Annotated in this window: 22 protein-coding genes and 1 pseudogene; 10 read left to right on the top strand and 13 right to left on the bottom strand. The window is 72.4% G+C overall.

Annotation, left to right across the window (positions count from 1 at the left end; genetic code table 11):
• The first annotated feature begins 33 nt into the window (after nucleotides 1–33).
• Nucleotides 34–885 carry a class I SAM-dependent methyltransferase gene (locus ACT3TZ_RS12795; protein ID WP_444583813.1) on the top strand — a complete coding sequence of 284 codons (852 nt, stop codon included), beginning with the start codon at nucleotides 34–36 and terminating at the stop codon, nucleotides 883–885.
• On the opposite strand, the gene ACT3TZ_RS12790 is transcribed toward ACT3TZ_RS12795, so the two are convergent.
• The 3 genes from ACT3TZ_RS12790 to ACT3TZ_RS12780 are packed head-to-tail and all read right to left on the bottom strand — an operon-like array spanning nucleotide 825 to nucleotide 2927.
• On the bottom strand, nucleotides 825–1709 hold the full coding sequence (locus ACT3TZ_RS12790; RefSeq protein ID WP_444583812.1) for a GNAT family N-acetyltransferase: 885 nt from the start codon (nucleotides 1707–1709) through the stop codon (nucleotides 825–827). The two genes, ACT3TZ_RS12795 and ACT3TZ_RS12790, sit on opposite strands and share 61 nt — an antisense overlap.
• Nucleotides 1706–2272, bottom strand: a complete 567-nt coding sequence (locus tag ACT3TZ_RS12785) for a hypothetical protein (RefSeq protein WP_444583811.1) — start codon at nucleotides 2270–2272, stop codon at nucleotides 1706–1708. The genes ACT3TZ_RS12790 and ACT3TZ_RS12785 overlap by 4 nt, the downstream gene beginning before the upstream one ends.
• 4 nt (nucleotides 2273–2276) lie before the next feature.
• Nucleotides 2277–2927 (bottom strand): DUF6318 family protein, encoded by a 651-nt coding sequence (locus ACT3TZ_RS12780; RefSeq protein WP_444583810.1) that lies wholly within the window; start codon nucleotides 2925–2927, stop codon nucleotides 2277–2279.
• A gap of 150 nt (nucleotides 2928–3077) precedes the next feature.
• Between ACT3TZ_RS12780 and ACT3TZ_RS12775 the strand changes: the two genes are divergently transcribed.
• From ACT3TZ_RS12775 to ACT3TZ_RS12760, 4 genes and pseudogenes are all read left to right on the top strand, one after another.
• The gene (locus tag ACT3TZ_RS12775; protein ID WP_444583809.1) at nucleotides 3078–4814 is read left to right on the top strand and encodes an ABC transporter ATP-binding protein; all 1737 of its coding nucleotides are present in this window, start codon (nucleotides 3078–3080) and stop codon (nucleotides 4812–4814) included.
• On the top strand, nucleotides 4811–6871 hold the full coding sequence (locus ACT3TZ_RS12770; RefSeq protein ID WP_444583808.1) for an ABC transporter ATP-binding protein: 2061 nt from the start codon (nucleotides 4811–4813) through the stop codon (nucleotides 6869–6871). The genes ACT3TZ_RS12775 and ACT3TZ_RS12770 overlap by 4 nt, the downstream gene beginning before the upstream one ends.
• A 96-nt stretch (nucleotides 6872–6967) precedes the next feature.
• Nucleotides 6968–8470, top strand: a complete 1503-nt coding sequence (locus ACT3TZ_RS12765; protein WP_444583807.1) for a YibE/F family protein — start codon at nucleotides 6968–6970, stop codon at nucleotides 8468–8470.
• Between the two features lie 127 nt (nucleotides 8471–8597).
• Nucleotides 8598–9224 (top strand): annotated as a pseudogene (locus ACT3TZ_RS12760) (helix-turn-helix domain-containing protein); the annotation flags it as partial.
• A gap of 77 nt (nucleotides 9225–9301) precedes the next feature.
• Here ACT3TZ_RS12760 and ACT3TZ_RS12755 read toward each other — a convergent pair.
• Nucleotides 9302–10690, bottom strand: coding sequence for an FAD-binding oxidoreductase (locus tag ACT3TZ_RS12755; RefSeq protein ID WP_444583806.1), 1389 nt, complete (start codon nucleotides 10688–10690; stop codon nucleotides 9302–9304).
• Entirely contained in the window at nucleotides 10687–12009 is a 1323-nt protein-coding gene (locus ACT3TZ_RS12750) for a hemolysin family protein (RefSeq protein ID WP_444583805.1), read from the bottom strand. Before ACT3TZ_RS12750 ends, ACT3TZ_RS12755 begins: the two co-directional genes overlap by 4 nt.
• A 194-nt stretch (nucleotides 12010–12203) precedes the next feature.
• Between ACT3TZ_RS12750 and ACT3TZ_RS12745 the strand changes: the two genes are divergently transcribed.
• Genes ACT3TZ_RS12745 through ACT3TZ_RS12735 form a run of 3 tightly spaced genes read left to right on the top strand, consistent with a single transcriptional unit; the run spans nucleotide 12204 to nucleotide 14952 of the window.
• On the top strand, nucleotides 12204–13163 hold the full coding sequence (locus ACT3TZ_RS12745) for a transporter substrate-binding domain-containing protein (RefSeq protein WP_444583804.1): 960 nt from the start codon (nucleotides 12204–12206) through the stop codon (nucleotides 13161–13163).
• Nucleotides 13160–14119, top strand: coding sequence for an amino acid ABC transporter permease (locus ACT3TZ_RS12740; RefSeq protein WP_444583803.1), 960 nt, complete (start codon nucleotides 13160–13162; stop codon nucleotides 14117–14119). The genes ACT3TZ_RS12745 and ACT3TZ_RS12740 overlap by 4 nt, the downstream gene beginning before the upstream one ends.
• Nucleotides 14119–14952 carry an amino acid ABC transporter ATP-binding protein gene (locus ACT3TZ_RS12735; RefSeq protein ID WP_444583802.1) on the top strand — a complete coding sequence of 278 codons (834 nt, stop codon included), beginning with the start codon at nucleotides 14119–14121 and terminating at the stop codon, nucleotides 14950–14952. The genes ACT3TZ_RS12740 and ACT3TZ_RS12735 overlap by 1 nt, the downstream gene beginning before the upstream one ends.
• 7 nt (nucleotides 14953–14959) lie before the next feature.
• Here the strand turns inward: ACT3TZ_RS12735 and ACT3TZ_RS12730 are convergent, their stop codons facing one another.
• The 4 genes from ACT3TZ_RS12730 to ACT3TZ_RS12715 are packed head-to-tail and all read right to left on the bottom strand — an operon-like array spanning nucleotide 14960 to nucleotide 18232.
• Nucleotides 14960–15979 carry an aldo/keto reductase gene (locus ACT3TZ_RS12730; RefSeq protein ID WP_444583801.1) on the bottom strand — a complete coding sequence of 340 codons (1020 nt, stop codon included), beginning with the start codon at nucleotides 15977–15979 and terminating at the stop codon, nucleotides 14960–14962.
• Between the two features lie 46 nt (nucleotides 15980–16025).
• On the bottom strand, nucleotides 16026–16619 hold the full coding sequence (locus ACT3TZ_RS12725; protein WP_444583800.1) for a GNAT family N-acetyltransferase: 594 nt from the start codon (nucleotides 16617–16619) through the stop codon (nucleotides 16026–16028).
• Nucleotides 16616–17695 carry an App1 family protein gene (locus ACT3TZ_RS12720; protein WP_444583799.1) on the bottom strand — a complete coding sequence of 360 codons (1080 nt, stop codon included), beginning with the start codon at nucleotides 17693–17695 and terminating at the stop codon, nucleotides 16616–16618. The genes ACT3TZ_RS12725 and ACT3TZ_RS12720 overlap by 4 nt, the downstream gene beginning before the upstream one ends.
• 51 nt (nucleotides 17696–17746) lie before the next feature.
• Entirely contained in the window at nucleotides 17747–18232 is a 486-nt protein-coding gene (locus ACT3TZ_RS12715; protein ID WP_444583798.1) for a GNAT family N-acetyltransferase, read from the bottom strand.
• Between the two features lie 291 nt (nucleotides 18233–18523).
• Between ACT3TZ_RS12715 and ACT3TZ_RS12710 the strand changes: the two genes are divergently transcribed.
• Nucleotides 18524–19057 (top strand): arsenate reductase/protein-tyrosine-phosphatase family protein, encoded by a 534-nt coding sequence (locus ACT3TZ_RS12710; RefSeq protein ID WP_444583797.1) that lies wholly within the window; start codon nucleotides 18524–18526, stop codon nucleotides 19055–19057.
• 70 nt (nucleotides 19058–19127) lie between these two features.
• Here ACT3TZ_RS12710 and ACT3TZ_RS12705 read toward each other — a convergent pair whose 3' ends face one another.
• Complete coding sequence (locus ACT3TZ_RS12705) at nucleotides 19128–19382, bottom strand: hypothetical protein (RefSeq protein ID WP_444583796.1); 255 nt, start codon at nucleotides 19380–19382, stop codon at nucleotides 19128–19130.
• On the opposite strand from ACT3TZ_RS12705, the gene ACT3TZ_RS12700 reads away from it, so the two are divergent.
• Nucleotides 19372–20172 carry a hypothetical protein gene (locus ACT3TZ_RS12700; RefSeq protein WP_444583795.1) on the top strand — a complete coding sequence of 267 codons (801 nt, stop codon included), beginning with the start codon at nucleotides 19372–19374 and terminating at the stop codon, nucleotides 20170–20172. The two genes, ACT3TZ_RS12705 and ACT3TZ_RS12700, sit on opposite strands and share 11 nt — an antisense overlap.
• Nucleotides 20173–20342: 170 nt before the next feature.
• On the opposite strand, the gene pgm is transcribed toward ACT3TZ_RS12700, so the two are convergent.
• The 3 genes from pgm to ACT3TZ_RS12685 form a co-directional block, all read right to left on the bottom strand.
• Nucleotides 20343–21980, bottom strand: a complete 1638-nt coding sequence (gene pgm / locus ACT3TZ_RS12695; RefSeq protein WP_444583794.1) for a phosphoglucomutase (alpha-D-glucose-1,6-bisphosphate-dependent) — start codon at nucleotides 21978–21980, stop codon at nucleotides 20343–20345.
• A 95-nt stretch (nucleotides 21981–22075) separates the two neighbouring features.
• Nucleotides 22076–22864, bottom strand: a complete 789-nt coding sequence (locus ACT3TZ_RS12690; protein ID WP_444583793.1) for a hypothetical protein — start codon at nucleotides 22862–22864, stop codon at nucleotides 22076–22078.
• A gap of 304 nt (nucleotides 22865–23168) precedes the next feature.
• Nucleotides 23169–24194: an anion permease gene (locus ACT3TZ_RS12685; RefSeq protein ID WP_444583792.1), complete on the bottom strand. Its 1026-nt coding sequence runs from the start codon at nucleotides 24192–24194 to the stop codon at nucleotides 23169–23171.
• Nucleotide 24195: the final 1 nt, after the last annotated feature.

Here is a 24195-nt window from a genome sequence, read left to right as displayed (position 1 = left end):
CACCCTCGCCGGGACGCTCCGTAGGATCCATCCGTGACCGACACACCCTCCGCGATCCCGCCCGTCTCCGCCCGCGACGCACCACGGTTCGCGTCCCGCGCGCGCCATCGCGAGCTCGGAGCGGCCTTCGCCGACCAGGGCGAGGACTACGACCGGCTGCGGCCGGGCTACCCGTCCGCAGTGATCGACACGATCCGGCGCTGGGCCGGGCCCAGCGCCCGGGACGCCGTGGACCTCGGGGCCGGGACCGGGAAGCTCACCCTGCTCCTGGCCGCACGAGGGCTGCAGGTCACCGCGATCGACCCGAGCGGATCCATGCTCACCGCCCTCGACGCCGCGGGGGACCCGCACGTCACGTCCCGCGTGGCCCGGGCCGAGAGCACCGGGCTGCCCGATGCGTCCGCGGACCTCGTGACGGCCGCCCAGTCCTGGCACTGGTTCGACACCGCCGCCGTGTGCCGCGAGGTCACCCGGGTGCTGCGCCCGGACGGCGTGCTGGTGCTGGTGTGGAACACCCTCGACGTGCAGATCCCCTGGGTGCACCGGTACTCACGGATCATGCACGCGGGCGACGTGCTGAAGGACGACTTCGAGCCGCCCGTCGCCGAGGGCCTCGACCTCGTGGACCGGGTCGTCGTGCGCTGGGAGGACCGTCGCACCGCGACCGAGCTGGTGGACCTGGCCCGGACCCGCAGCTACGTCATCGCCGCCGAGCCCGCACGCCGCGAGACGGTGCTCGCGAACCTCCGCTGGTACGTCCACGAGCACCTCGGGCACGCGCCGGGGGACACCGTCGGCATCCCGTACCGGACGGACGCGTTCTGCTACCGCCCGGGGACGAGATCCCGGATCGACGGATCGTCCGCGAAGCCCGACGACGCATAGCTCGCCATCGCGCCGAGGTTGGAGTTCTCGGCGCCGACCACGGTGCTCGAGGCGCCCATCTCCTGCAGGGCGCGGACGCCTGCGAGGGTGATCGCCGTGGCATACCCGCGGCCCTGATGGTCGGCGTGCACCCCCATCGGCTCGAGGAGGCCGGGGCGCCCGCGGCCCGCGCCCCACACGGCGATGATCGCCACGGCCGTCCCCTGTGCGTCCCGGGCCAGGAGCTGCCGGGCGTCGCGGGCCAGGGGGCCGCGGACCATCGCGACCCATCGCCGTGCGAGGTCGGCGAGCTCCTGGGCGGCGGGCACCGCGCCGGCGAAGGCGGACCGGTGCACGGCCATCCAGCTCTCGGCGTCCTCGGGACGGGCCGCCGTGACGCGCAGGCCCGTGCGATGGATGGCCCCGTCGTCCACGGGTGCGGTCAGGTCCCGGCGGAAGGTCGTCCACGGCTCGTCCTTCACCCAGCCGCGATCCGTGAGCGCCGCCCGCAGGGCCGACGCGCCGCGCGCCTCGACCGCCGGGTGCGGCGCATCGAGCACCCCGCTGCCGGGCGTGCAGATGTCCTCGGCGATGCGCGCCGCGAGCGCGGCGTCCGCGGTGGCCCGGGGATCGATCGCCAGGCGCAGGAGGTCCTCCCCGTCCAAGAAGCCGATGGCGCGCACCTCCCCGTCGCGGCTCCAGGTGCGCAGGCGCGACGCCAACCGCTCCTGGCCGGCCATCGCGCCCCACCCGAGATCCCCGGGGTGCAGGTGCACGGGCCCGGCATCGCGCTGCCACGCGGCGAGGGCTCCGACGGTGGCGGCGAGGGCGGATGCGGACCTCACGCCGTGCTCCACCCGATCACCCGCGCCCGCGCGAGGTCCACCGGCTCCGACGTGAGCACGTGCGGCGTGCCGTGGAACCAGGCCCCGCGGCGCCCCTGGGATCGGAGGTGCCGCACCCAGTCCTCGTTCGCCGGCGTCGACCGGCCCTCGGATCGGTACATCGCGGTGTCGAACTCGCGGACCTCGCGCGGATCGATGGGTTCCCCCGTGGTGCTCAGGTGACGCTCGAGCACCACGGGGCGGCGGACGTCCTCTGCGGGGATCGCCCAGAACTCCTGCTCGGGCAGCTCGATCCCACCCACGTCGCGCCACGTGCGCCAGATCGCGTGCGGGCGGATGGGGGAGAGGAAGACGACCTCGGTCCACAGCACGTCCAGGAGCGGGATCCGGGTCTCCGGCAGTCGTCGTCGCTCGGGCGTGTCCTGGTACTTCGTCAGGGCGCGGGCGTACGCCTCGGGGTCGGTCTCGCACAGGGTGCCGAGGGGCACGAGTGCGGGCGCCGTCGCCTGGGCCGGTGTGCGCTGGTGGAACAGGCATCGTGCGAGGTCGACGGGCATCGACATCGGCTCAGCCCTGCGCCCCACCGGCATCGGAGGTCGCCTGGCCCTGTTCGAGGATCGACATGTCGCCCACCCGCCAGCGCTCGCCGTCCCATGCCATCCGCGCCTGGATCTGCGCCGTGACGCTCGGCTGGGTGAGCGGTTCCTTGGCGGGGTCGTCGATGATCAGCTGCTCGCCCTGGGTGAAGTCCGCGGTGGCGGTGCCGGAGGCCGGCGGCTCGCCGGTGCCCTCGAAGCTCGTGGCGGTGACGGTGAACTCGCCACCCACGCCCCAACCGCCCTGCTGGTGGAGCTGCTTGGCGTTGGCGATGAAGGTGACGCACACCTGGCACGCCGGATCCACCCCCTGGGTCCAGGCCTGCGTGTCGCCGGTGGCCATCATGTACGCGTAGCTCTCGAGGAGGTAGCGCAACGTCGCCTGGGCGCCGTCGGAGGTCTGCTCGGTCAGGCCCGCAGGCGGCGCCGGCGCCGTGGTGGGCGCGGGCTCGGGCTGCGAGGAGGGGTCGACGGCGGCGCGGGTGTCCGTCGCCGCGGTGGCCGTGACCTCCTCGGAGGATTCCTGGTCACCGAAGAGCTGCGCCAGGCCGATGGCGCCGAAGGGGACGGCGAGGGCCAGTGCCACGAAGGCGATGACGAGCTGCTGCATGCGACGACTCACCCCGCCACCGTAGCGAACCCGCCGGGAGCGGCCCTGGATGGTCGGATTCGCCACGGGCGGACGGAAACCGCATGTCGTTCGTCGGAGCCCGCCGGTAGTGTCGACCAGCGTCGGGGATGCCCCGCCCTGCACGCCCGAGAGGACCCCGCCGTGACCCTTCTGCGCCTCGCGCTCGCGAGCCTGCGTCCGTACCGGATGTGGATCGTGCTCGTCATCGTCTTCCAGTCGATCGGCGTGCTCGCCAACCTCTACCTCCCCACCCTCAACGCCGACATCATCGACGAGGGCGTGGCCAAGGGGGAGATCGACACCATCTGGCGCCTGGGCGGCTGGATGCTGCTGGTGACCTTCGGGAACATCGTCGCGATCATCATCGCGAACTACTGCGCGGCCCGCTCCGCGATGCAGGTGGGCCGTGACCTGCGCACCCAGGTGTTCGACCGGGTCGCCACGTACTCGAGTCACGAGATGCACCGCTTCGGGCCCGCCTCGCTGATCACCCGCTCGACCAACGACGTCCAGCAGGTCCAGATGCTGGTGTTCTTCTCCCTGAACTTCCTGGTCCAGGCCCCGATCACGGGCATAGGCGGCGTGGTCCTGGCGCTGCGCGAGGAGGCCGGGCTCGCCTGGCTGATCGCGGTGATGGTCCCGGTCATGCTGGTGGCCGTCGGGCTCATCATCTTCCGGGCCGCCCCCCTGTTCCGCGTGATGCAGGAGCGGATCGACCGCATCAACCTCGTCCTGCGCGAGCAGATCACCGGGATCCGCGTGCTGCGCGCCTTCACGCGCGAGAGCTATGAGGAGTCGCGCTACGAGACGGCCAACGCGAGCCTGACCGACACCAACCGCCGCGTGGGCCTCCTGATGATCCTCATCCAGCCGATCATCATGCTCATGCTCAACGGCTCCAGCGTGCTCGTGCTGTGGTTCGCCGCGCCGCGGGTGGCCTCGGGCGAGATGCAGGTCGGCTCGATCACGGCCTTCATCGCCTACCTGATCCAGATCCTCATCGCCGTCATGATGGCGACCTTCATGACGATGATGATCCCCCGCGCGATGGTCTCCGCCGAGCGGATCCGCGAGGTCCTGGACACCCGCACCAGCGTGGTGGTCGACGACCACGGCGCCACCGAGGTCACCGGGCACGCCGACCTCGCCTTCGAGCAGGTCGGGTTCACGTATCCCGGTGCGGAGAGCCCGGTCCTGCAGGACATCACCTTCCGCGGGGCCGCGGGCCAGACGATCGCGATCATCGGCGGCACCGGCGCCGGCAAGACCACCCTGCTCAACCTCGTGCCCCGCCTCATGGACCCCACCGGAGGACGCGTGGTCCTCGACGGCGCGAACGTCCGTGAGCTCGCGGCCCAGGTGCTCTGGGACCGGATCGGCCTGGTGCCCCAGAAGCCCTACCTGTTCTCCGGAACCGTCGCCTCCAACCTCCGGTTCGGACGGCCCGACGCGAGCGACGAGGAGCTCTGGCACGCCCTGACCGTCGCCCAGGCGCGCGACTTCGTGGCCGCGATGCCCGACGGCCTCGACTCGGCGATCGCCCAGGGCGGCACCAACGTCTCCGGCGGCCAGCGCCAGCGCCTGTGCATCGCCCGCGCCCTCGTGGCACGCCCCGAGGTGTACCTGTTCGACGACTCGTTCAGCGCCCTGGACCTGGCCACCGACGCGCGCCTGCGCGCCGCCCTGGAGCCCGAGACCCGCGACGCCCTCGTGCTGATCGTCGCCCAGCGCGTCTCGACCATCACCGCCGCCGACCTCATCCTCGTCATGGACCGCGGGCGGATCGTCGCCCAGGGCGCCCACGCCGAGCTGCTGGCCACGAGCGACACCTATCGCGAGATCGTCGCCTCCCAGGGCGCCGAGGAGGAGGTCGCGTGAACGCCGACAAGAACACCGCGTCCCCGGCGGTCGCCGGCGACGAGGCGGCGGAGGCCGCCGAGATCGCCTCCCAGAAGGACGCCGAGCGCGGGCTGCGGCCCGGGCAGAACGCCCGGCAGTTCTGGCCCTCGGCCAAGCGGCTGCTCGCCGAGATCGGGCCCCAGAAGTGGTACGCGATCGGCGGGATCCTCGTCGGGATCATCGGCGTCGCGCTCTCGGTCGTCGGCCCCCGGATCCTGGGCCACGCCACCGACCTGATCTTCGCGGGCGTCATCGGCTCCCAGCTGCCGGCGGGCACCACCAAGGAGCAGGTCATCGGGGGCATGCGCGCGAGCGGCCAGGACCGGCTCGCGGACATGCTCACCGGCATGGACGTCACGCCCGGCCAGGGCATCGACTTCCCGGCCCTGCACGAGGTGCTGCTGCTGGTGGTCGGCCTCTACGTCGTCGCCGCGCTGTTCATGTGGTTCCAGGGCTGGCTGCTGAACAACATCATCTTCAAGATGGTCCACCGCCTGCGCCAGCAGATCGAGGAGAAGGTCCACCGCCTGCCGCTGTCCTACTTCGACCGCATGCGCCGCGGCGAGATCCTCTCCCGCGTCACCAACGACGTCGACAATATCCAGAACACCCTCGTCAACACGCTGACGGGGCTGGTCAACGCGGTGCTCACCGTGATCGGCGTGGTCGTCATGATGTTCACGCTGTCCTGGCAGCTCACCCTCATCGCGCTCATCGTGATCCCCCTGGCCCTCGTGGTCACGGGCATCGTCGGCAGCCGGTCCCAGAAGCTGTTCCAGCAGCAGTGGGACGCCACCGGACACGTCAACGCCGAGGTCGAGGAGGCCTTCAGCGGGCACGACCTCGTCAACGTCTTCGGCCGTCGCAAGGAGGCCTCGCGCAGCTTCGAGGATCGCAACCAGGAGATGTACAAGGCGTCCTTCGGGGCCCAGTTCGTGTCCTCGCTGATCATGCCGCTCATGATGTTCGTGGGGAACCTGTCCTACGTCGCCGTCGCCATCGTCGGCGGCCTCAAGGTCGTCTCGGGCACGATGACCCTCGGCGACGTGCAGGCGTTCATCCAGTACTCACGCCAGTTCACCCAGCCGCTGTCGCAGATCGCCTCGATGGCCACGATGCTGCAGTCCGGCGTCGCGAGCGCCGAGCGCGTCTTCGAGCTGCTGGACGCCGAGGAGGAGGAGCCCGACGCCGTCGGGGCGACCTCGAGCCGCGCCGCGGCCCGGATCCGGGAGGGGCGCGTCGAGTTCGAGCACGTCCGGTTCTCCTACACGCCCGAGCGTCCGCTCATCACGGACCTCTCGCTCGTGGCGGACCCCGGGCAGACGGTCGCGATCGTGGGTCCCACCGGCGCGGGCAAGACCACGCTCGTCAACCTCGTGATGCGCTTCTACGAGATCGACGGCGGCCGCATCACCATCGACGGCGTCGACATCCGCGACCTCACCCGTCGGGAGCTGCGCGAACGCACCGGCATGGTCCTCCAGGACACCTGGCTGTTCCAGGGCACGATCCGCGAGAACATCCGGTACGGGCGCCTCGATGCGACCGACGAGGAGGTCCACGAGGCCGCCCGCGCCACCCACGTCGACGACTTCGTGGCACGCCTGCCCGAGGGGTTCGACACGGTGATCGACGACGAGGGCTCGAACATCTCCGCCGGGGAGAAGCAGCTGCTGACGATCGCCCGCGCGTTCCTGGCCCGGCCCAGCCTGCTGATCCTGGACGAGGCCACCTCCAGCGTCGACACCCGCACCGAGCAGTTCGTGCAGAAGGCCATGAACCGCCTGCGCGAGGGCCGCACGTCCTTCGTCATCGCCCACCGCCTCTCGACCATCCGGGACGCGGATCTGATCCTCGTCATGGAGCACGGGGACATCGTCGAGCAGGGCGACCACGAGGGGCTCCTGGCCCAGGACGGCGCCTACGCCCACCTGTACGCCTCTCAGTTCGAGGGCGCCACGAACGACCTCGAGGACGACGAGGAGGACGACGCCCCGGCGCCGCAGACGGGCGCCGGGATGATGCCCGGCATCTGATCCCGCGCGGGACCTCGAGGCGCCGCCGCACGCTGTGTGCTGTGTCCGGCGTGTCCCGGGCCGTCCCGAGCGGGACCCGGTGCCTACTGTTCAGCCATGGAATCCGGCAGCGACCCCGACCCGACACCCGCCGAGAGGCCTCGGGGGCGCCGCCGCAGAGAGGTCCCCGAGGACGCCGCACCGCCTGCCGCACGTCCGGCCGCATCGTCCCACGGGCACGGGCACGGGCACGGGCACGGCGACGGCGTGGCGATCCATGCCTCTCGCGGCTCGCGGATCGTCCTGCTCGCCCTCACCCTGGCGCTGCTCGCGGCCACCGTCACGGGGCTGATCGTCCTGTGGCCGGGCTCCTCGTCCGCGGCCCCGTCGCAGAAGCTCCTCGCGCCCGGCGTCGAGGTCCTGCACGTGACGGTCACGGAGATTCCCGCGGCGCGCGCCCCGGACCAGAACATGATCGTGCAGGCGGAGGGGACGTCGGATCCCATCGACGGCCGCACCGTCTCCGTGCAGGTCCCACCCGAGATCGCCGTGAGCGGACTGCACGTGGGGGATCGGCTGCGCGTGCTGTCGGTCGCCGACGCCAGCGGCCAGACGGACGCCGCCGCCGGCGACACCGGGTCCGAGGGACTCGACACCGGCGAGGACATCGTCCCCGGGGAGGCGGCCTCCGACGGCGGCGGAGCCCTCACCCCCTCCGGCGACGGGGGAGCGATCGCTCCCTCGGACGCCGGGGGAGCGGCGGAGCAGTCCGGCACCGCCGAGGCGGCCCCGGAGCTCTACTACTACTTCGACGCCGACCGGAAGGTGCCGCTGGGCCTCCTGCTCGTCCTGTACCTCGTGGTCGTCGCGCTCGTCGCGCGCGGGCGGGGTCTGCGGGCGGTCGTGGGCCTGGTCGCGGGCGTCGCGGTGATCGTGCTGTTCATGTTCCCCGCGATCCTGGGCGGACAGGACCCGGTGCTGGTCGCCCTCGTCGGCGGCTCCGCGATGATCTTCCCATGCGTCTACTTCGCGCACGGCATCTCCGTGCGCACCACGACGGCCATCCTGGGCACCTTCGGAGGGCTCGCGGTGACGGTCGTGCTGGCACTGGTCGCCGGGCGGCCCTCGGGGATGACGGGCACCGACGGGGACGCCGCGATGCTGCTGTTCGGACAGACGCCCACCCTGTCGCTGTCCGCGATCTTCCTCGCGGGCGTCGTGATCTCCGGGCTCGGTGCGCTCAACGACGTCACCATCACCCAGGCGTCCTCGGCATGGGAGCTGCGGGCGGCGATGCCCGAGGCGAGCCGCTGGGAGATCTTCACCGCGACCATGCGGATCGGCCGCGACCACATCGCCTCGACCGTCTACACGCTGGCCTACGCGTACATCGGCTCCGCCCTGCCCACGCTGCTGGTCGCCAGCACGATCGAACGGCCCCTGCTGGACACCCTCTCCTCGGGGGAGATCGCCTCGGAGGTGTTCCGCACGCTCGTGGCCTCGACGGGTCTGGTGCTCGCGATCCCGCTGACCACCGCCATCGCGGCGACGCTCGCCGCGGTCGGCACCCCGCGCCGCAACCGGCGTCGCGAGCTCGAGGAGCACCTGGCCCGATTCTGAGCAGGCACCGCCCCGCCCCTCGCCAGCAGCTCGCAGTCCGCGGCCCGCCACGACGACACCAGCCCGTGCCGTCGCTCCGCAGGCCGGCGCGCCGGCACACCCCCTGCGGGCCTGACACACTGCCGACATGGCTCACGAGACCGACCGCTCCTCCGACGGCAAGGACGAGGACGGCGCGCACCCCAGGGCCGAGCACGGACAGCCCGAGCACGGACGGCCCGAGCACGCCGCGCCGCAGCGCGCGGATCCGCTGACGTCCCTCGCCGGGGTGGGAACCCACCTGCGCGCCCTGCGGCGGGAGCGGGACCTCACGCTCGCCGCGGTCGGGGCCCGCACGGGGATCTCGGTCTCGACGCTGTCACGCCTGGAATCCGGCACCCGGCGCCCCACCCTCGAGCTGCTGCTGCCGCTGGCCCAGCTCTACGGGGTCACGCTCGACGACGTCGTCGACGCGCCGCCGCTCGGAGATCCCCGCATCCACCTGCGGCCCGTCCACCACGACGGGCGGACGATGATCGCGCTGTCGCACCGTCCCGACGGGATCCGGGCGATGAAGCTGATCCTGCCGCCGGGAGGCATGCCGCAGCGCGAGGAGCTGCGCACGCACGACGGCTACGAATGGTTCTACGTGCTGGACGGCCGGCTGCGGGTGATCCTCGGGCACCACGACCTCACGCTCGGCCCCGGCGAGGCCGCGGAGTTCGACACCCGCACCCCGCACTGGTTCGGTGCCGTCGGGGAGAGCCTCGCCGAGGTGCTCGCACTGTTCGGGCCCCAGGGTGAGCGGACCCACCTGCGCGCGACCGAGGCCCGTGCAGGAACCCTGAAGGGTCAGGCCCAGGGGCGGGCGACGTCCGAGCGGATGATCCCCTGCGGATCCCGCTCCGCGGCGAGCCGCGCGAGGCGGTCCAGGGACGCCTCGGGCAGCGCGTCGGCGAGCGAGTCCCCCGGGGCGAGGAACGTGACGGGCCGCCTGCCGGTCACCGGCAGGGTCGCGGCGATCCGGTCGTGGGCGGCCTGGACCCCGGGGATCCCGGCGTCATCGGGCACCGCGTAGGTGCTCAGCAGGAACGGCGAGGTCAGCGATCCCTGGGGGGAGTCGGAGGGATCTGCGAGCGCACCCCCCAGGTGCCGCACCTGCAGGCTCGTCACCGGGTGCTCCGCGACCTCGAACGCGGCGGCCAGCGACGCCTCGTCGACCGTGTCGAGGAGCTCGCCGCGCAGCACGCCGCGCGCGGGGATCCGCGGGGCGGCGAAGGGTGCCCAGAGCTGGTCCGCGGTGAGGACGGCGCGCGTGTCGAGCTCGGGGGCGGGCAGGGCATCGAGGGCGCCCAGCAGCGTCTCGGCGCCCGCAGAGCCCTCAGAGCCCTCCGCGGTCTCGAGATCCGTGACGTCGATCCCCACGAGGGGCTCGCCGCCGGCGGGGTGCAGTCGCGTGAGCCACGCCGTGAGGGACCGCGGGGCCTCGCGGGTGAGGGCGCAGAAGGCCTCGAGGACGGCGGGCGTGCGGTCCACGGTCCACAGCATCCGGCCGGCGCGCAGGGCAGGTGCCTCCCGCAGCTGCAGCTCGATGCCGGTGACGACGGCGAGGCCGCCGCCCCCGCCGCGCAGCGCCCAGAACAGCTCGGGGTCGCTCTGGGCCGTGACGTGCTGCGGGCGCCCCTCGGCGTCGACCACGTCGAGCGCCACGACGGCGTCCGAGACCCACCCGAAGGCCCGGCCGAACCAGCTCAGGCCGCCTCCGAGGACGATCCCGGTGGCGCTGACCAGCGAGGAGTCCCCGGGCAGGCCCGTCAGGCCGTGTGCGGCCGCGGCTTTCTGCAGGGCTCCGGCGCGGACCCCCGCGCCGATCCGTGCGCGGCGCGTCACCGGGTCGATGTCGATCGTGGTCAGGGAGCGGGTGCGCACGAGCAGCGCGGCGCCGCTGGTGCCGGTGGCCCCGTGCCCGCCCGGCTGGGGGAGCAGACCGAGGCCGCGCTCGGCCGCGATGCGCACCACCGCCGCCACGTCGGCGGCGTCGACCGGGTCGACCACGGCCCGCACGGGTTGCTCGATCCCCAGGGCCCACGGGCGGCGGGCCATCTCGAAGTCGCGGTCCTCGGGTGTGCGGATCGGGCCGCGCACCGTGGCGCGCAGGGCGTCCACCGCCGTCGGCGTGCCTCGCGGAGCGGGTGCATCCGTGGACGTCGCCTCGTGGGCGTCCGGTCCGGGGGTGGTCATCGCGTCCTCTCCTTGGTCGCGTCGTCGGCAGTGTCCTCGGCGGCCGTCTCGTGGACCACCGCGAGCTTCGCGACGCGCCGGCGGTCCATGCGCTCGACGCGCAGCGTCACGTCGCCCTGTCGCACCAGGTCCCCGACCACGGGGATCCGGCCCAGGCGCTCGACCACGAACCCGGCGACGGTGTCGTAGGTGCCCTGGGGCAGCTCGATCCCCGTCGCCTCCTCGAAGTCGGCGAGGTTCAGACGGCCGTCGACCGTGCCGCCCTGGCCGTCGAGCCCGGGCACGGGGGCCTCGGCGTCGTACTCGTCGAAGATCTCCCCGACGACCTCCTCGATGATGTCCTCGAGGGTGACGATCCCGTCGGTGCCGCCGTACTCGTCGACGACGACGGCGATGTGGTGGTTCTGCTTGCGCATGTCGGTCAGCGTCGGGAGCACGCGGGCCATCGCGGGGTAGTACTCGATGGGCCGCATGACCTCGGTGACGGGACGCCGGGGGTCCTCCCGCACGGCGTCGAACAGGTCGCGCACGTGGACGAACCCGATGATGTCGTCGATCGAGGAGTCCGTGACCGGGTAGCGGGAGTACGGCAGCTCCTGGACGCGCGCGGCGGCGTCGGTGACGGTGCCCGTGCCGTCGACGGCCACGACCTCGGGGCGCGGGCGCATGACCTCGCTGATCTCGCGGCCGCGCAGGGACAGGACGTCGTCGAGCATCCGGCGCTCGTCCTCCGGCAGGCCCTCGTGGGTCGAGACGATGTCGCGCAGCTCCTCGTCGGACATCTCCTCGGAGGCCTTGTCCGGGTCCCCGCCCAGGATCCGCACGACGGCGTTCGTCGAGCGCGAGAGCAGCCAGATGACGGGCCGCATGGCCGTCGCGAACACGCCGAGCGGCGGGGCGACGACGTAGGCGAACTGGGCGTTGCGCTGGATCGCGAGGCGCTTGGGCGCGAGCTCGCCGAGGACGAGCGAGAGGTAGGCGATGATCAGCGTCAGCACGATGGTCGCGGTGGTCGAGGCGACCGTGCTGGGGACCCCCCAGTCCTCGAGAACCGGCACCACGGCCGGGGCGATCGAGGAGGCGCCGTAGGCGGCGGAGGCGAAGCCCGCCACCGTCACGCCGATCTGCACGGCGGACAGGAAGGTGTTGGGGTTGCGGGCCAGGGTTGCGACCTTCTGGCCGCGGGCGCCGCGCTGGGCGATCGAGTTGATCTGGCTGTCTCGGAGCGTCACGAGCGCCATCTCGGTGGCGGCGAACACGCCTCCGATCAGCACGAACACGATGACGAGCCCGATGTTGAGGAGGAGCTCCCCGGTCATCGGCGCACCGCCTCCTCCCGGCGATCAGCTCTGGTCAGGAGGCCCGGAGGGAGGTCCAGGGGATGCTCGGGTCTGTCGGGGTCGTCAGGGCCGGTCGGCGATGGCATGGGTCCACGATACGGGCACGGGTCGGGGTTGTCTGAATCCACGCCCACGGTTTGAAGTATATGCATTCGCATGCATAGTATTGCGGAATGCTTCCGCACGATCCCGCGCCCCGGTCCGGGCGGCCGGCCCCGGCGCGCCGCACGCTCCTGCGCGCGCTCCCCGTCGCCCTCGGTCTCGCGGGCACGGCACCGGTCCTCTCCTCCTGCACCTATGCCTCCGAGCGCCTGGATGCGGAGTCGAACGCGATCCCGCACGTCGACGTCTCGGACATCCAGGCCGTCGAGGAGATCGCCGCGTTGGTCCCCGCCGCGCTGCGCGAGCGCGGGGAGCTCGTCAACGGCGCCGCCCTGAACTACGCGCCCGGGGAGTTCGTGGGGGACCAGGGTCAGCCCGTCGGCTACGACATCGACATCCTGGCGGCGATCGGGCGGGTCCTGGGCCTGTCCACCCGCACCGAGTCCGCGGTGTTCGCCCAGATCATCCCCGCGATCGGCACGAAGTTCGACGTCGGCATCTCGAGCTTCACCGTCAACCCCGAACGCCTCGCGGCGGTCTCGATGGTCTCCTACTTCCAGGCCGGCATGTCCTTCGCGGTCCGCACCGGCAACCCCTACGGCGTGGATCCGGCGGACCTGTGCGGGCTGCGCGCCGCGCACCAGGTGGGCACCTACATGGACGATGTGGTGGCCGAGCGCGACAGCGCCTGCCGCGCCGCCGGAGGTGCCGGCGTCACGGACCTCCCCTACACCGGCAACGCCGACGCGGCGACCGCCACCGCCGGTGGCAAGGCGGACATCCTCCTCGCCGACTCCCCGGTCATCGCCTACGCGGTGGACCGGTCCCGCGGGACCCTCGAGCAGATCGGCGGCATCGAGGACTCCGCGCTCAACGGGATCGTGGTCGCCAAGGACCAGCCCGACCTCGCACGAGCCGTCCGGGGCGCCGTGCAGCACCTCATCGACTCCGGCCGCCTGCGCGAGATCCTCGCCGCATGGGGCAACGAGTCCGGCATGATCGACACCTCGGAAGTGGACCCCCAGCCGTGAGCACCTCTCCAGCCCCTGCCCCCCTCGATGCGATCCCCGGGCGGATCCGCGCCAAGCAGAGCCCGCGCCCGGGCACCTGGATCAGCGCGGTCGTCGTCGCGCTGCTGGTCCTCGCGCTCGTGAACTTCCTGATCACCAACCCCGTCTTCGACTGGGCCACCGTCGCGACGTACTTCCTGGACGTCAAGGTGGTCCAGGGCGTCGGCTGGACCCTGCTCATCACGGTCGCCTCGATGGTGCTGGGCACCGTCGTCGCGCTCGCCGCCGCTGTCATGCGACGCAGCGACAATCCCGTGCTGCGTGGGGTCTCCTGGGCGTACATCTTCGTGTTCCGCGGCACCCCGGTGTACACGCAGCTCGTGTTCTGGGGCCTGTTCACCGTGATCGTCCCCCGGCTCGCGCTGGGAGTGCCCTTCGGACCCGAGCTGTTCTCCCTCTCGACCCGGGACCTGTTCCCGGCGCTGCTGGCGGCGATCGTGGGCCTGGGGCTGAACGAGGGCGCCTACCTCGCCGAGATCATCCGCTCGGGCCTGAACTCGGTGGACAGGGGACAGGACGAGGCCGCCAAGGCCCTCGGCATGGGCAACGGCAGGATCCTGCGGCGCATCATCGTCCCGCAGGCGATGCGGGTGATCATCCCGCCGCTGGGCAACGAGACCATCGGCATGCTCAAGACCACCTCGCTCGTGCTCGCGGTGCCCTTCACCCTCGACCTCACGTTCGCGACCAACGCGATCGCCAACAAGCTGTTCACCCCCGTGCCGCTGCTCATCGTCGCGGCGCTGTGGTACCTGCTCATCACGAGCATCCTCATGGTGGGCCAGCACTACCTGGAGCGGTACTTCGGACGCGGCTTCGACGACCGCAGCGGCGGCCGCGCCACGCGCGGTCGTCAGGCCGCCGTCACCCGCGCCGGCACGACCCCCACGAACACCCTCCCGGAGGTGGAGCTGTGATGACACAAGACCCCGCGAGCACGCCACAGGCCGCGGCTGCCCCCGCCGAGACCGACCCTGCCCAGGCGCCGCTGATCCAGATCGAGGGGCTGCACAAGGCCTTCGGCGACCTCCATGTCCTCCGGGGCAACGACCTGAGCGTCCGCGAGGGCGAGGTCACCGTGCTGATCGGCCCCTCGGGCTCAGGAAAGTCGACGCTCCTGCGGTGCATCAACCAGCTCGAGGAGCCCACGGCCGGACGCATCCGGATCGGCGGGATCACCCAGGGCTACGCGGAGAAGCCCCTGGCCGATGGCCGCTGGCAGCGACTGCGCCCGCGGGAGATCGCCGCCCAACGCTCCCGGGTGGGCATGGTGTTCCAGCGCTTCAACCTGTTCCCGCACCTCACGGCACTGGGCAACGTCATGGAGGCACCCGTGCAGGTGCGCGGCATCTCCACGGCCGATGCCGAGTCCCGGGCCCGTGAGCTCCTGGACCGGGTGGGCCTGGCCGATCGCGCCGACCACTATCCCTCGGAGCTCTCCGGAGGTCAGCAGCAGCGCGTCGCGATCGCCCGGGCGCTGGCGATGGACCCCGAGCTCATGCTGTTCGACGAGCCCACCTCGGCCCTGGATCCCGAGCTCGTGGCCGAGGTGCTGACCGTGCTCAAGGACCTCGCCGAGGGCGGCATGACCATGGTCGTGGTGACCCACGAGATGGGCTTCGCCCGTGAGGTCGCCGACAACGTCGTGTTCATGGCCGACGGCGAGATCCTCGAGCAGGGACCGCCGTCGCAGGTCATCGAGCACCCGCGGTCGGATCGCTTGAAGGGGTTCCTCGACTCGGTGCTGTGAGGGGCGCTCAGCGCCGCGCGCCCGTCCCGTCGATCGCGACCGCGTCGATCGCCGCGAGCTCGTCGTCCCCGAAGTCGAGGTTCTCCCGGGCGGCGACGTTGGCCTCGAGCTGGGCCACGCTCGAGGCGCCCACCAGCGCGGTGGTGACCGCACGATGCCGCAGCACCCAGGCCAGCGCGAGCTGGGCGATGCTCTGCCCGCGGTCCTCGGCGATCCCCTGGAGCACCCTGACCCGCTCGAGGTAGAGCTCGTCGGAGGCCTGGTCCGAGGACAGGAACCCGCCGCCGGCGGCACGTGAGTCCTTCGGGACGCCCCGGAGGTAGCGGTCGGTCAGCAGACCCTGCTGCAGCGGCGAGAACACGGCGGCGCCCACCCCGATCTCGTCGAGCACCGCGAGCAGCCCGCGCTCGACATGACGGTTGAACATCGAGTACGACGGCTGGTGCAGCAGCAGGGGAGTGCCCAGCGAGGCGAGGATCCGGGCGGCCTCGCGGGTGCGCTCAGGGGAGTAGTTGGAGATCCCGGCATACAGGGCGCGCCCGGAGCGGACGGCGTCTGCGAGGGCGCCCATCGTCTCCTCGAGCGGCGTCTCCGGGTCCTCGCGGTGGTGGTAGAAGACGTCCACGTGGTCCAGGCCCAGACGGCCCAGCGACTGGTCCAGGGAGGACAGCAGGTACTTGCGGGAGCCGTGGTCGCCGTAGGGGCCGGGCCACATCGTGTATCCGGCCTTGGTGGAGATGAACAGCTCGTCGCGGTGGGCGGAGAAGTCCGCGCGGAGGATCTGCCCGAGGTTCGACTCGGCGCTGCCGGGCGGCGGGCCGTAGTTGTTGGCGAGGTCCAGGTGGGTCACGCCCAGGTCGAAGGCGCGGCGCACGATGGCGCGCTGCGTCGCGAGCTCCCGATCGCCGCCGAAGTTCTGCCACAGGCCCAGGGAGATGGGCGGCAGCAGCACTCCGGAGCTGCCGGCGCGGCGGAAGGCGCCGGCGAGGTAGCGGTCGGGGTCGGGCGTGTATGAAGAGGTGCTCATGCGACGAGCCTAGCCGCGGCGGCAGGTCGCAGGGGGTGCCCCGCGATCAGACGTCAAGGCGTCTCACCAGCACGTCCATGCCCAGACCTTCGATCCGCAGGCGCTGGTCGTGGCCGGGGAAGGGGCGGCTCTCGCCGGTGGCGACGAAGCCGCGCCGCTCGTACCAGGCGCGCAGCTCGGGCCGGGACTGCAGCACCGTGATCTCCAGGGTGCTCGCGCCGTCGGCCCGCACCTGGTCCACCGAGGCCTTCAGCAGCGCCCGTCCGATCCCGCCGGACTGCACCCGCGGATCGACCGCGAACAGGCCGAACTCCGCCGGGCCGCCCCCGGCCCGCGGTCGGTGGACGTAGCAGCAGCCCACGAGCCGCCCCCGATCCGTCGCGTCGTCCCCCTCGTCGGGCCGTTCGGCGACCAGCACCGTGACCGCGGGGTCGGCGATGAGATCCTCGATGTCGCGCACGCTGCTGCGGGCGCCCTCGACGAGGTGCGCCTCGGTGGTCCAGCCGACGCCGTCGGTCCCGGTGCCGCGGTACGCGGCCTCGACGACGGTGTGCGCCGCCTGCGCATCGGCCGGGACGGCACGGCGGATGCCGACCCGCCGCGGCACGGCGCCCGGACGGAGCGTGGAGCGCTCGGTCACGGCAGGAACCCCGCCTCGCGCAGCTCCTCGAGCAGACCGAAGCCGTCGGGGGCTGCGAAGGCACGCTCGGGGCGGGTCCCGTCGGCTGGCAGCCCGGAGCCGGCGGCGCGCCGCGACCCGTGGGACAGCACCTGCTCGGTGTCGGTGAGCTGGCGGATCGCGATGCCCGCGACGTGCTCGGGGTGCTCGGCGCGGAAGCGGCCGTAGATCTCGGGGTCGTGCTGCCCGTCGTCCCCGACCAGCAGCCAGCGGATCTCCGGCAGCGCCTCGGCGAGCATCCGCAGGGAGCGGTCCTTGTGGTCCATCCCCGAACGGAAGATCCCGGTGTTGGTGGGCCCCCAGTCCGTGAGCAGCATGGGCCCGTCGGGGTAGCCGTTCTTGTAGAGGAACCGGCGCAGCACCGGGAACACGTTCCAGGCACCCGTGGACAGGTAGACGAACGGGAGGCCGGGGTGGTGGCGCACGATCTCCTGGTAGAGCAGGGGCATGCCCCGCACCACCTTGCGCGAGGACTGGTGGATCACGAAGGCGTTCCAGAACGCGAGGAGGGGCCGTGGCAGCCACGTCACCATGACGGTGTCGTCGATGTCGCTGACCACGCCGATCCCGGGCCGCGGGTCGTAGACCACGACCTCGGCGGTCACCTCGTTGCCGGCGTGGGTGGACACGACGATCTCGTGGGTGCCGACGGGCAGGGCGACATCGAGCACGGTGTCGACGATCCCGGAGCGGTCCGCGCGGACGGTGAACTCCTGGCCGCCGGCGATGATGCGCACGCGGGCGTACGGGACGCACTGCGAGGTGAAGCTGCGGAAGCCGCGGACGGCCATCGTGCGCATGTCGTGCACGGGCTGGTCGTGGTAGTCGGCGGGCGTGCGGGGCGCCGCGTACAGCACCTTGGCCAGCACCCGGATCCGGCTGGGGGTGCCGTATCCGGTGTACGGCTGGATCCGGACGTCCCAGCCGATGGTGCGCAGGGCCCTGGTGGTGATCCGGTTCTTGGTGTTCTCGATCCGGGCCGCCCAGTGCGGACGGTCGCCGTCGGTCGCGAACGTCGAGGAGGGGGTGCTGCTCACCGGCACGCGCGGTCCGGCCGCGAGATCAGGGGCATGACGGGATCCGGGCGCTCAGAGAGCGCGGGACATCTTGATCCAGGCGCCGTCGGGGTCATCCTCGTCGAGCACCCAGCGGTCGCCGGTGTCGGTGAAGCCCAGGGCGTCGTAGAGCTTGCGGGCCGGGGCGTTGGTAGGGCCCACGTACAGGGTCACCGTGTCGCCGCCGTCGGCGGAGGCCCAGCTGAACACCGCGTCGGCGAGCTTCTGGGCGATCCCGCCCTTGCGGCTGCCGGGGCTGACCCACATGGCCTGGAGCTCGCGCTCGTTGGCGGGGGAGTCCTCTTCGTGCCGGCTGGCCACGAGGGCCACGGGGACCTCGTCGTCGATGGCGAGGAACCAGGCGGCCTCCTGGACGCGCGAGCGCCACTCGGCCTCGTCGTACGCGGACTCCTTCTCCCAGCTCTGCCCGAAGGCCTGCGGGTCGGAGCTCAGCGAGCGGAGGCGGATCTCGCGCACGAGCGACCAGTCGTCGTCGTGGGCCTGGATGATGTCGGCCATGGCGTGCCCTTTCTCGTTGTCGATCGTGCCGGCGACGAGGCCGTGCACACCACGAAGGACGGGAGGATCCCGCGCACTGTCGCTCCCACCTTGCCACAGTCATGGCCCCGGTGCGAAGCGTGCCTGGCCCGGGGTGGTCCGTGACGGACATGCCGGACGTCCGCTGTCCGACATGTCGGATGTCCCGAACGGGGGCGGCAGCCCACCGGTCGCCTCCCTCGCGGGCCCCGCGACGGATCCGGAACGCGGAGCGGACTCGCATCGGGGCGGCGTCCCTGGGACAATGCTCACGTGTCCAAACTCCGCGTCCTGACCGTGTGCACCGGCAACGTCTGCCGCTCACCCGCCGCCGCGGTGATCCTCCGGCGCAGCCTGGAGCTCGCCGGGCTGGCCGATCAGGTCGAGGTGGAGTCCGGCGGCACCAGCTGGGACTCCGACGGCAGGCCGATGGACGAGCGGACGGTGCTGGCTCTCGAGCACGCCGGCTACGTCAAGCCGTTCGTGCACACAGCGCGGGTGATCCACCAGTCGGAGATGTCGACCTGGGACCTCGTGCTGCCGATGACCAAGGAGCACGCCGAGGCGATGCGCCGCAAGGTCGCGCAGATCCCCGAGGGGGAGCCGCGGCCGGAGGTCTACCTGTGGCGCCAGTTCGACCCGGCGGCACCGGCCAATGCCCGCGAGGAGGACCTCGGGGTGCCGGATCCCTGGTACGAGGGGCAGAAGGCCTTCGACCGCACGGTGCTGCACATGGAGAAGGCGTTGCCCAGTCTCGTGCTGTACATCCGGGGCCTGCTCCGCGAGCGCGGCCGCCGCGAGGCCTGAGCCACCCTCTCCCGTCGCCGAGCAGGCGTGGGCGCGATGGTCCACGTCCCGCTGCGGTGGACAGCTCGGATCAGGAGCGGCCGAAGAGGTTCCTGATGTCGATCCGGCGACGTCCGTGGCCCGAGGTCGGGTGCTCGGCGCGGGCGGTCACGCGGCGGCTGTGCCAGGTTGCGGCGATGAACCCGGCGGCCGTCAGGAATCCGACGCCGAAGGTCAGCATGAGCACCTGACGGAGCTTGCCGAAGGCCGTTCCGTCGTTGGTCGTGAACGCCTCGAGGAGGTTCGGGAAGCCGTTGCCGGAGTCACCGGCCGGGGTGGTGGTCACCGGGACCGCGCCCATCGAGGTCGATGTGGTGGAGTCCTTGGAGCTCTTCTCGGCCGTCTGGGTCGACGCCTCCGTGGTGGGCTGCTCCGTGGTGCGGGGAGCTTCGGTGGGCGTGGTGCTCTGGGTGGCCGGAGCCTGCGACGGCGTCGCGCTCGGCGTGGTCGTCTCGACCCGCTGCTCGGAGGTCGTGGAGGTTGGCGTGGTCGGCGGGGGCGTCCGCGAGGTGGTGGTGCTCTCGGGCTGCTCGGTGCCGGTCTCCGAGGGGGTCGTGCTCGTGGGCGCCGGGGTCGTCGTCGACGAGGGCGTGGCCGAGGTGCTCGTGGGGGCGCCGCTGGTCGGCGTCTGGCCGCCGGTCGAAGTCGGGCTGCTCGGCGCCGGGGTCGTCGAGTGCTGCGGAGGCGTCGACGGTGCGGTCGTCGTGGCGCTCGGCGATCCGGTCTCGGTCGAGGTGGGCTCCAGAGTCGAGGTCGGTTCGGCGGGCTCGCTGGAGGTCGTCTCGTCCGGGGACGGCGACGGAGTGGTCGTGGTGGTCGGCTCCGTGGTCGGGGCGGGGTCGGGGTCCGCGACCGCGGCGGGCGCGACGGCGAGGGAGAGGCAGGTCATCAGGCCGGCTGTCGTCGCGGCCAGGGGGGCGAGGACTCGGTGTGTCCGTCGGCGCATGCGTTCTCCTCTCGTCGCTCTCCGCGGTCTCCCGCGGGGGAATGATGTCGGGCGATGGCTCGGTCACGAGCGCCTCGGGGCGCTCCGGAACGGCTTTGTGTCCCGACGACAGTACCTTGCCTTCTCTTGACCTTCCTCTCCAGGGTGCGCAGAAGGTCCGGTGTGCGCAAGAGTGTGTGGACGATGCCACGCGTGGAGGAATGGCGTCCATCACATCCCGTCGCTTGTCGCGGAGCGCGTCCCGGGGGTGCGCCACGGCGCCGAGCACCGTGCGCACCCCCGTGACCTGGACCGGCTCCGTCAGTCGCCCAGGGCCGCGTCGACGACCTTCTTGGCCTCTGCCTGGACCTCGTGCAGATGGTCCTCGCCACGGAAGGACTCGGCGTAGATCTTGTACACGTCCTCCGTCCCCGAGGGACGGGCCGCGAACCACGCGTTCTCGGTGGAGACCTTCAGACCGCCGATCGGCGCCCCGTTGGGGGCCTCCGTGATCGCTGCGGTGATGGGCTCGCCGCCCAGGGTCGAGGCCGTCACCTGATCGGCCGAGAGCTTCTTGAGGCGGGCCTTCTGCTCGCGGTTCGCGGGGGCGTCGATCCGGTCGTAGGCGCTCGCGCCGAACCGCTCGACCTGCTCCCGGTGCAGTGCGCTGGGCGCCTTCCCGGTCTTGGCGAGGATCTCCGAGGCCAGCAGCGCCATGATGATGCCGTCCTTGTCGGTGGTCCACACCGTGCCGTCGGTGCGCAGGAACGAGGCCCCCGCGCTCTCCTCGCCGCCGAAGCCGACGGAGGAGTCGATGAGCCCGGGCACGAACCACTTGAAGCCCACGGGCACCTCCCACAGCTCGCGGCCGATCGAGGCGACGACGCGGTCGATGAGGCTCGAGGACACGATCGTCTTGCCCACCTTGGCCGTGCCGGGCCAGTTCGGCCGATGGGTGAACAGGTATTCGATCGCGACGGCGAGGTAATGGTTGGGGTTCATGAGCCCGGCGTCGGGCGTGACGATCCCGTGGCGGTCGGAGTCTGCGTCGTTGCCGGTGGCGATGTCGTAGCGGTCCTTGACCTGCAGCAGCGAGGCCATCGCCCAGGGGCTCGAGCAGTCCATGCGGATCTTGCCGTCGCGGTCCAGGGTCATGAACGCCCAGCGGGGATCCACCTCGGGGTTGACCACGGTGAGGTCGAGGTCGTGGACCTCTGCGATCTCGGCCCAGTAGTCCACCGACGCGCCGCCGAGCGGGTCCGCGCCGATCCGCACCCCGGCCTCGCGGATCGCGGCGATGTCCACGACGTTCGGCAGGTCCCGCACGTACGTGTGGAGGAAGTCGTAGCGCCCCGCCGCGGCGAGCGCCTTGGCGCGGTCGACCCGGCGCACGCCCTGCAGGCCCGTGCGCAGCAGCTCGTTGGCGCGGTCGGCGATCCACGACGTCGCGTCGGTGTCCGCTGGTCCGCCGTGGGGCGGGTTGTACTTGAAGCCGCCATCCCGCGGCGGGTTGTGGCTGGGCGTCACGACGATCCCGTCGGCGCGCCCCGGGTCCTGCGCGGGCAGGTCCCGGTTGTGCACGAGGATCGCGTGCGAGACGGCCGGGGTGGGCGTGTACGTGTCGCCGGAGTCGATGAGCGCCGCGACGTCGTTGCCCACGAGCACCGTCAGGGCCGTCTCGAAGGCGGGCATCGACAGCGCATGGGTGTCGCGGCCGATGAACAGCGGACCGCGGATCCCCTGGCCCGCGCGGTACTCGACGATCGCCTGCGTGGTCGCGGCGATGTGGTCCTCGTTGAAGGCCGTGTCGAGGGAGGAGCCGCGGTGCCCGGAGGTCCCGAAGGAGACCGCCTGGTCGGGATCCGAGGGATCGGGGTGCTTGTCGTAGTAGGCGTCGAGGACGGCATCGACGTCGATGAGGTCCTCCGGAAGTGCCTTCTGACCTGCGCGAGGGTGCATGAGCGAGCTTCTCCGATCGTGGGTGGCGTGCCCACACTGTAGGACGGTGACGCCCCGCACGTCCTCGCGTCGGCCCGCGCTGAGACGCGGCGTGCTCAGCGTCCGGGGGCGCTCCGCACGCGCCGGACGATCCCGACGATCAGGAGGATCAGGCCCACCAACCCGGCCAGGCCGCCCAGTCCGATCCCGAGCAGCACGGGCAGCAGCATCGAGAGCATGCCGACCGGTCCCAGGACCAGCGGGTCCGAGGTCGTGCCGGTGCAGGTGATGGTGATCGTGGTGGCCTCGCTCGCGGAGACGCCCGCGACCTGCGCATAGGTCTCGCCGCCCGGTCCGACGGGGGCCTCGCCCGAGACGTCGACCACCTGCACGGATCCGGTGGAGGTGCCCGTTGCGGTGCACTGCGCGGTGTCCGCATCGGCCACGGGCACGTAGACGAGGTACATGTCGAAGGCCTGCGCCTCGATGGTCGCGGTGCCGCCGGCCATCGGCGCCGCGCCGTCGTCGATGGGACCCGAGAGGGCGCGCGCGCTGAGGACCAGGCCGACCACGGCGGCGATCGCCCCGAGCACCAGCAGCACGATGCCGATGAGGACGAGCCGACCGCCCTTGCGCCGGTGCGGTGCCGCGACGGGGGCGTTGCCCCACGGGCCACCGCCCTGGGGCACGGAGGAGGCGTAGGTCGGTGCGGGGGAGCCGGGAGCGCCGGAGGTCCAGGGGTCGCTGCCGTAGGCGCCGGTCTCGTGGCCCGTCTGCCCGGTCTCCGACGCCGGGACGCCGTAGGCACCGCCTGCCGCCGGGGAGCCGGATGAGGTCGTTCCGGAGGTGGATCCGGGCAGGCCGTAGGTCGGGCGGGTGCGGCGCGGACGCTCGGCGTCGGTCATCGGGTCCTCCAGCGGATCGGTTCGGGGCGTGCGCGGGGCCCGCCGCGTGCCCGGCGACCGCACGGCGGACAGGATATCGACGTGCGCTCCGAGTCGTCCGAGCATGCTGCCGGGGTGCCGGGGTGCCGGGGTGCCGGGGTGCCGGGGTACCGAGGTGCAGGACGCTGGAGCCCTAGAGCCGGGGGCCCGGGGGCCCGGGAGCCTGGGGCCCGGGAGCGCCGGATCGAGGAAGGGGAGCTGGCGAAGCTCGCACCGGCGCGGAGGAAGGAGCTGTCGGCTCGCGAGACCGCGTGGCCGCGCCGCGTCAGAGCAGCGCGAGGGCCGCCGCGCAGCCGGCACCGAGCAGCCCGGCGACGGGCGGGGTCGCGATCCAGGTCGCCAGGATGCTGCGCACCACCGTCCAGCGCACCGACCGTCGGCCCACCGCGAGCCCGGAGCTCACGATCCCCGCCGTCACCGTCTGCGAGGTGGAGATGGGCACCCCGAACCCCACGATCCCCGCGAGCAGCACCAGGGCCGCCGAGGTCTCCGCGGCCAGGCCCTGCGCGGTCGACAGGTCGGTCAGGCGGCGGGCCAGGGTGCGGATGATCCGGTGCCCGCCCACGAGGGTGCCGATCGCGAGCGCGAGGGCCACGAGCGCCCCCAGCCACAGCGGCAGCCTCGACGGGCCGCTGCCACCGGGGACGGTCGCCAGCGCGAGGACCAGCACCGACATGGGCAGCAGGGAGTCGTGCAGGCCATGGGCGGCGGCCACCGCCCCCGCGGAGACCGTCTGGGCAGAGCGGAGATGATGGGTGCGCACGGTGCGGCGGCGGGAGAGGCGTGCGATCCCGTGGACCAGCGCATAGGCGAGCGCCCCGCCCAGCAGGGGCGACAGCAGCAGGGATCCGAGGACAGCCACCGCCTCGAGGGTCCAGGGCACGGCGATCCCGACCGCGAGCGAGGCGCCGGCGAGCGCGCTGTACATCGCGTGCCAGGTCGAGGACGGCATGCCCCACCACCAGGTCGCGGTGCCCCACAGGATCGTCGCGATCACCGCGGACGCCGCGACGATCCGGATCGCCGCGCCGATCTGAGGATCGGCGAGGTCCGCGGGCGCCAGACCCAGGACATCGAGGGCGCGCGCCGCGGTCCACGGCGCCAGCAGCAGACCGAGGAGGGCCCCGAGCAGGTTCAGGACCGCGGCCACTGCCAGGGCGGCGCGCTCGGACAGCGCACGGCTGGCGATCGCGGTCGAGACGGCGTTGGACGCGTCGTGCAGACCGTTGAGGTAGGCGAGTCCGAGGGCCAGCGCCGCGAGCACCAGCACCGGCGGATCGCTCCAGGGCATC

Origin of the sequence: Brachybacterium sp. AOP25-B2-12 (genome assembly GCF_052378625.1) — a bacterium.
Taxonomy (GTDB): Bacteria; Actinomycetota; Actinomycetes; order Actinomycetales; family Dermabacteraceae; genus Brachybacterium.
This window is presented reverse-complemented; position numbering and strand designations above follow the sequence as displayed.

Bases quoted from the DNA above. Each gene is read 5' to 3' on its own strand.
- ACT3TZ_RS12785 (WP_444583811.1), bottom strand. From the start codon at position 2,272: ATGTCGATGCCCGTCGACCTCGCACGATGCCTGTTCCACCAGCGCACA.
- ACT3TZ_RS12765 (WP_444583807.1), top strand. From the start codon at position 6,968: ATGGAATCCGGCAGCGACCCCGACCCGACACCCGCCGAGAGGCCTCGG.
- ACT3TZ_RS12755 (WP_444583806.1), bottom strand. From the start codon at position 10,690: ATGACCACCCCCGGACCGGACGCCCACGAGGCGACGTCCACGGATGCA.
- ACT3TZ_RS12750 (WP_444583805.1), bottom strand. From the start codon at position 12,009: ATGACCGGGGAGCTCCTCCTCAACATCGGGCTCGTCATCGTGTTCGTG.
- ACT3TZ_RS12745 (WP_444583804.1), top strand. From the start codon at position 12,204: ATGCTTCCGCACGATCCCGCGCCCCGGTCCGGGCGGCCGGCCCCGGCG.
- ACT3TZ_RS12735 (WP_444583802.1), top strand. From the start codon at position 14,119: ATGACACAAGACCCCGCGAGCACGCCACAGGCCGCGGCTGCCCCCGCC.
- ACT3TZ_RS12730 (WP_444583801.1), bottom strand. From the start codon at position 15,979: ATGAGCACCTCTTCATACACGCCCGACCCCGACCGCTACCTCGCCGGC.
- ACT3TZ_RS12715 (WP_444583798.1), bottom strand. From the start codon at position 18,232: ATGGCCGACATCATCCAGGCCCACGACGACGACTGGTCGCTCGTGCGC.
- pgm (WP_444583794.1), bottom strand. From the start codon at position 21,980: ATGCACCCTCGCGCAGGTCAGAAGGCACTTCCGGAGGACCTCATCGAC.
- ACT3TZ_RS12690 (WP_444583793.1), bottom strand. From the start codon at position 22,864: ATGACCGACGCCGAGCGTCCGCGCCGCACCCGCCCGACCTACGGCCTG.
- ACT3TZ_RS12685 (WP_444583792.1), bottom strand. From the start codon at position 24,194: ATGCCCTGGAGCGATCCGCCGGTGCTGGTGCTCGCGGCGCTGGCCCTC.